This is a genomic window from Streptomyces mexicanus (assembly GCF_902506575.1).
Taxonomy (GTDB): domain Bacteria; phylum Actinomycetota; class Actinomycetes; order Streptomycetales; family Streptomycetaceae; genus Streptomyces; species Streptomyces mexicanus.
This window is the reverse complement of the sequence record NZ_LR732544.1, coordinates 2,115,413-2,119,986: the sequence shown is the minus strand read 5'-3', so window position 1 is coordinate 2,119,986 and position 4,574 is coordinate 2,115,413. Positions and strand designations below refer to the sequence as shown.

The 4,574-nt window shown below is 73.7% G+C and carries 3 protein-coding genes; all 3 read left to right on the top strand.

The features are described from left to right. The first annotated feature begins 137 nt into the window (after positions 1-137). Positions 138-488 carry a chorismate mutase gene (locus GV126_RS09510; protein ID WP_159664417.1) on the top strand — a complete coding sequence of 117 codons (351 nt, stop codon included), beginning with the start codon at positions 138-140 and terminating at the stop codon, positions 486-488. A gap of 186 nt (positions 489-674) precedes the next feature. Continuing rightward, entirely contained in the window at positions 675-3,296 is a 2,622-nt protein-coding gene (gene pepN, locus GV126_RS09505; protein WP_201299820.1) for an aminopeptidase N, read from the top strand. A 241-nt stretch (positions 3,297-3,537) separates the two neighbouring features. Then, a complete protein-coding gene (locus tag GV126_RS09500) occupies positions 3,538-4,371 on the top strand; it encodes an NAD(P)H-binding protein (protein ID WP_159664413.1) in 834 nt (277 codons plus the stop codon). The last annotated feature ends 203 nt before the right edge of the window (positions 4,372-4,574 follow it).

The window sequence follows — 4,574 nt, the reverse complement described above, 5'->3', positions numbered from 1 at the left end:
GGGCAGTCCTGCGGCCGTGTCCGGTCGTCCTCGCACCGTGCGGCGCGGGCCGTCCCGGCCCGGGGACCGGCGTGCGCCCGCGCGTCGCGCCATGCGCCCGTGATCAAGCCCCAGCCCACCCCGTAGGGTTGATCCCCATGACCACCAGCAGCACCGGTACCGGTGACGTCGACCCCGCCGTCCTGAACGAACTCACGCGGCTGCGCGACAGCATCGACAACATCGACGCGGCCGTCGTCCACATGCTCGCCGAGCGGTTCAAGGCGACCCAGCAGGTCGGGCACCTCAAGGCCGCCCACCGGCTGCCGCCCGCCGACCCGGCCCGCGAGGCCCGGCAGATCGCCCGCCTGCGGGCCCTCGCCGAGGACGCCAAACTCGACCCGGCGTTCGCCGAGAAGTTCCTGAACTTCATCATCGCCGAGGTGATCCGCCACCACGAACGCATCGCCGAGGACTCCGGCAACGGAAGGCCCGCGGCGGCGAGCTGAAATGGCCGCCCGCGCGGCGGCGACCCGGCCGCCGTGCCGCGCCCGTCCCCGCGACCGCGCGGGGAGGGGCCGCGCGCTCCGAAGGCCGCGCGCGGGCTCCGCCGGGCCGTGCGCGGGCGCGGGAGCGGCGTCCACCGGGGCGGGTCCCCCATACCCCCTCGTGCCCGGTCGGTGCCATCAGGCAGCATGGCGTCCATGTCCGTACTCACGCGCGACGAAGCGCAGATCCGTGCCCAGCTCCTCGACGTCCACCGCTACACCGTCGACCTCGACCTCACCACCGGGGACGACACCTTCGACTCCCGGACCGTCATCCGGTTCACCGTCCGCACCGGCACCGGTACGGACACGGGCCAGGACGGCACGGACACCTTCGTCGAGCTGAAGCCGGCCCGGCTGCGCTCCGCCACCCTCGACGGACAGCCCCTGGACCCCACGCGCCTGACCGGCAACCGCCTGCCCCTGACCGGCCTCACCCCCGGCGAGCACGAGCTGCGCATCGACGCCGCCATGCGCTACTCCCGCACCGGCGAGGGCATGCACCGCTTCACCGACCCCTCCGACGGCGCGACCTACGCCTACACCCAGCTGTTCATGGAGGACGTCCAGCGCGTCTTCGCCGCCTTCGACCAGCCCGACCTCAAGGCCGCCTTCGACGTCACCGTCAAGGCCCCCGAGGGCTGGACCGTCCTCGCCAACGGCATCACCGAGCACACCGGCGACGGCGTCTGGAAGGCCGCCACCACCCCCCGCATCTCCACCTACCTCGTCGCCGTCGCCGCCGGCCCCTGGCACTCCGTGCGCACCGAGCACCGCGGCCTGCCCTTCGGCATCCACTGCCGCCGCTCACTGGCCCCCCACCTCGACGCCGACGCCGAGGAGATCCTCGACATCACCCGCGCCTGCTTCGACCGCTACCACGAGAAGTTCGACGAGCCCTACCCGTTCGACTCCTACGACCAGGCGTTCGTCCCCGAGTTCAACGCCGGCGCCATGGAGAACCCCGGACTGGTCACCTTCCGCGACGAGTTCGTCTACCGCTCCGCCGTCACCGACACCGAACGCCAGATGCGCGCCATGGTCATCGCCCACGAGATGGCCCACATGTGGTTCGGCGACCTCGTCACCCTCAAATGGTGGGACGACATCTGGCTCAACGAGTCCTTCGCCGAGTACATGGGCTACCAGACCACCCTGGAGGCCACCCGGTTCACCGAGCCCTGGGTCGAGTTCGGCGTCACCCGCAAAGCCTGGGGCTACGACGCCGACCAGCGCACCAGCACCCACCCCGTCGCCCCCGAGGCCGTCCCCGACACCGCCTCCGCCCTGCTCAACTTCGACGGCATCTCCTACGCCAAGGGCGCCTCCGCACTGCGCCAACTCGTCGCCTGGCTCGGCGAGAAGGACTTCCTCGCCGGCATCAACACCCACTTCCGGCGGCACCGGTTCGCCAACGCCACCCTCGCCGACTTCATCGACTCCCTCGCCTCCGCCACCGACCGCGACGTCCACGCCTGGGCCGACGCCTGGCTGCGCACCACCGGCGTCGACACCCTCACCGCCGCCCTCGACGCCCGCCCCGGCCAGTGGACCCTCACCCTCGACCGCGACGGCAGCCGCCCCCACCGCGTCACCGTCGGCGTCTACGACCGCGACCTCTCCGACGGCCGCACCCTGACCCTGCGGGAACGCTACGAGACCGACGTACCGCACGAGGGCACCCCCGAGCCCCGCGCAGCGTCAGGTGTGTATAAGGGACAGGCCCTGGTCGTGCCCAACGACCTCGACCTGACCTACGCCAAGATCCGCCTCGACGACACCTCCCTGGAGACCGCCCTGCGCGGACTGTCCGGCATCCCCGACGCGCTCACCCGCGCCGTCGTGTGGAACACGCTGCGCGACATGGTCCGCGACGGCCTGCTCGCCCCCACCGACTACCTGGCGACCGCCGCCGCCCACCTGCCGGAGGAGACCGACCTCGCCCTGGTCCAGGGCGTGCTCGCCTTCGCCCGCACCCATGTCGCCGACCAGTACCTCGCCCCCGGGCAGCGGCCCGCGGCCCTCGCCACGCTCACCACCCTGTGCCGCGACCTGATCCGCCGCACCGAGGACGGCGACCATCCCGGCCTGCGCCTGATCGCCGTGCGCCACCTCATCGACAGCGCCGCCCACCCCGACACGATCGCCGCCTGGCTCGCCGACGGCACCGTCCCCGGCGGCCCCGAACTCGACCCCGAACTGCGCTGGCGGATCCTCGCCCGGCTCGCCGTCCTCGGCGCCGTCGACGAGGCCGCCATCGCCGCCGAACACGACCGCGACCCGTCCGCCACCGGCCAGGAAGGCGCCGCCCGCTGCCGAGCCGCGCTGCCCGACCCGGAGGCCAAGCGCGCCGCCTGGCAGGCGATGTTCGCCTCCGACGACCTGTCCAACTACCTGTTCACCGCCACCGCCCGGGGCTTCTGGCAGCCCGAACAGGCCGACCTCGTAGGGGAGTACGTGCCGCGCTACTACGACGACGCGGTCACCCTCGCCGCCCGGCGCGGCCCCGCCATCGCCGACGCCGCCGGCCGCTGGGCGTTCCCCGCCCACGCCGTCGACGCCGACCACCTGAGCCTGGGCGAGGCATGCCTGCGCGACGGCGACCCGATCCCGGCCCTGCGACGCAAGCTCACCGACCAACTCGACGACCTCGCCCGGGCGTTGCGCGTCCGTCAGGCCCAGCAGACGCAGGCTGCGCAGGAGCCGCAGCGGTCCGGGGAGGCGGAGGAGGCCTCGCAGGCACAGGTGCAGACCCAGGCACGGGCCTAGCGACGGGCGCAGGACCGGGCACGGGCGCAGGAACGGGCGTAGGTCCGGCAACGGACGTAGGAACCGGCGCAGGACCGGGCACGGGCACAGGAACCGGCGCAGGACCGGCAACGGACGTAGGACCGGGGACGTACGACACGCCTGGTCCCTGACGACGATGCGGAGCACTGATCGTCCTCCCTAGGCTCGGACGCCCGAAGGACGATCAGCCCGCGAACCGCCCGAGCCACGGAGGAAAACCGTGATCGTAGTCACCGGCGCCACCGGCAACGTCGGCCGTGCCCTCGTCGACCGCCTCGTCGCCGCAGGCCGGCCCGTGCGGGCGCTCACCCGCGACCCGCACCGGGCCCACCTGCCCGAACCCGCCGAAGTGGTGCGGTTCCAGCCGGACGACCCCGCCGCCCTGTTCGCCGGGGCGAGCCGGCTCTTCCTCTACGTCCAGGCGACCGGCGACCGCACGGCCGACCTCCTGGCGGCGGCCCGCGCGGCGGGCGTCCGGCACGTCGTCCTGCTCTCCTCCGCCATCGTCGCGGAGGGCGCCGACGAGACCCACCCCATCTACGTCATGCACGACACCGTGGAGCGGGCGATCCGCGACAGCGGGCTGGCGTGGACCTTCCTGCGGCCGGGCGCCTTCGCCACCAACGCCTTGCAGTGGGCGCCGCAGATCCGCGCGGGGAACACCGTCCGCGGTGTCTTCGCCGATGCCCGCTCCGCGCCCATCCACGAGGACGACATCGCCGCCGTCGCCGAACGCGCCCTGCTCGACGACGGCCACGAGGGCGCCGTCCACCGGCTCTCCGGCCCCGAGGCCGTCAGCAGCGCCGGGCAGGTCGCCGCGATCGGCCGCGCCCTGGGCCGCGAGCTGACCTTCGAGGAGGTGCCGCCCGAGCAGGCGGGACCCGAACTCTTCCCGCACGTCCCGCCGCACGCGCTGCGGGGACTGCTGGAGACCTTCCGGGCCGCCGTCGGCGCCACCCCGGAGATCACCGACACCGTGGAGAAGATCACCGGCACCCCCGCCCGCACCTTCGCCCAGTGGGCCGAGGACCACAAGGCCGACTTCCAGCCCTGACGGCGACCGACAGTCCCACCCGGCGACGGGCCACCCCCGGCGCGGCGGGCCACCCCCCCCGCGGCCGCCCGCCGCGCCGGGGGGGGCCCGGCGCCGGGGCCGTTTCTTTTTCACATCTCCCAGCCCACCAGACAGGCAGAAATCTCGCTTGCCGGCCTCCCCCTGCAAAAAAACCACCCCTCTCGCACCCCTGCTGCCCCCCC

What these genes read in the sequence shown, in the direction of transcription:
- GV126_RS09510 (WP_159664417.1), top strand. Translation starts at nt 138, where the DNA reads ATGACCACCAGCAGCACCGGTACCGGTGACGTCGACCCCGCCGTCCTG.
- pepN (WP_201299820.1), top strand. Translation starts at nt 675, where the DNA reads ATGGCGTCCATGTCCGTACTCACGCGCGACGAAGCGCAGATCCGTGCC.